The sequence below is a fragment of the Rhizobium terrae genome, assembly GCF_003425685.1.
GTDB classification, from domain to species: Bacteria; Pseudomonadota; Alphaproteobacteria; order Rhizobiales; family Rhizobiaceae; genus Neorhizobium; species Neorhizobium terrae.
Genome location: NZ_QJKM01000071.1, coordinates 1 through 1521, shown reverse-complemented (window position 1 = coordinate 1521; position 1521 = coordinate 1). Strand labels below are relative to the sequence as shown.

Here is a 1521-nt window from a genome sequence, read left to right as displayed (position 1 = left end):
AGCATGATGCGAAACCAACCTCTCATCGTCTGCCACCCACACAACCTCACCATTGCAGTATTCAACAGACGGCAATTATGCGCGATGCGAAATCCGTGTTGAATGTGGGGCGCTCGCAACGGTTACGGTTAAGGCGCTCCACAAGCAGTTGCTGGATCTTGTGGGTCCCATCCATGGTGCGCAGTATCGAATGGCTGAGCCGCCGCCGATATCGGTGGCTACCGCGACACGAACCGGCTTTTCGCGGCGCATCAGCGTTTTCATCGAAGAGAGGCCGGACACCAAGGAAGAGGTTGGAGGTCGGGCAGTGGACCATGACCGCGCCGGCTTCGGAAAGCGCATCGGCCTCGCCTTCGGACAGATGAATTGATGCCTGTTTCCTCGATCGTCTATTACGTTGAGCGCGAGCGCGCAGAAGGTCGATCTGGTCCTGCGTCAAATCGATCTGCCACGGCTGGCCCTTGGCGAGTTGGTGTCCCTTGAGCCAGCCACGGGCGAGATAATCGAAGATGACCTGCGGTGTGATACCCAGAGCCGCGGCGGCCCCTTGAACGGAGTAGGTTCCATCCAGCCACCTGACGGGGTTGGAGCTCGTTCCGTTGATTTTGACGGTGGGAATGCCCCAACGCCTGCGCAAGAGCCAGACATTCTCACCCTTGAAGGCGCAATTCCGTGCGGCAAGAAAGCCTTCGGCGTTCAGCGCCGAGGCAATTTCCTTGTCCATTTTGCCGGCGGTGTTCAGCTCCGTCACGCGCGCTCGTAGTTTGTCGATATCGATATAGTCACCATAGGTGTGAACGCGCCTTTGGACAGAGTGCTCGCTTGTCGCTCCCGTTTGCCACAGGATCTTGACCCAGACCTGTCCTTGCAGCCGTTTCTGGTCGAGAACGACCTCGCAGATGATGAGGCGTAGGATGCTCTTTCGCTCGGCTGCCGTGGTCGAGGGGGCATGCCAGATACCAGGGAGGTTCTCTCCGAGCGCCAATAGTCCGTCGCGATCTGCCTCACTGAGAACCAAGGGTTCGTCGGACCGCCACCGTTCATAATCTTGCTCTATGGCCTCGGCTGCACGCAGCTTCTCTTCCCATCCCCGCTCCAGCGACCGGGCCACCAAGCGGTTCTCGGGTTCGACTGCGTCGTATTGGCGCCGTGCCCTTTCCGCCTCGTAGCGCGCCCGTTCGCGCCGCAGAGCCCATTGACGCTCAAGCTGCCGGATCTCTTCTTCGATCTGGCCCAGTGCGGCGATGGCGATGGCGATGCTATCCGGCGTCAGAGCCTCAAGTAGAAGGCCTTCGATGCGTGCGTCGATGGGCAGAGCGCGCACCTCCTGGCATAACGGCCCTCCGTCGTAACCGCGATCGGCACGGCACGTGTAGACGGGATAGTTTCCTGCGGGGCCGCTATAGCGCAAGCTCATCCGCCGGCCGCACCGCCCGCAGACAGCGATGCCCTGCAGCAATGCAGCGCCCTTACGCGGCGCTCCCGTATGGCCGGCTTCGTAGTGGTTGATGTTGTTTTCCA

General features: G+C 60.5%; 1 pseudogene. It reads right to left on the bottom strand.

Going from position 1 to position 1521, the window contains the following annotated elements:
• Window positions 1-127: 127 nt before the first annotated feature.
• Window positions 128-370, bottom strand: a pseudogene (locus tag DMO26_RS34720) (guanine deaminase); the annotation flags it as partial.
• Window positions 371-1521 lie beyond the last annotated feature (1151 nt).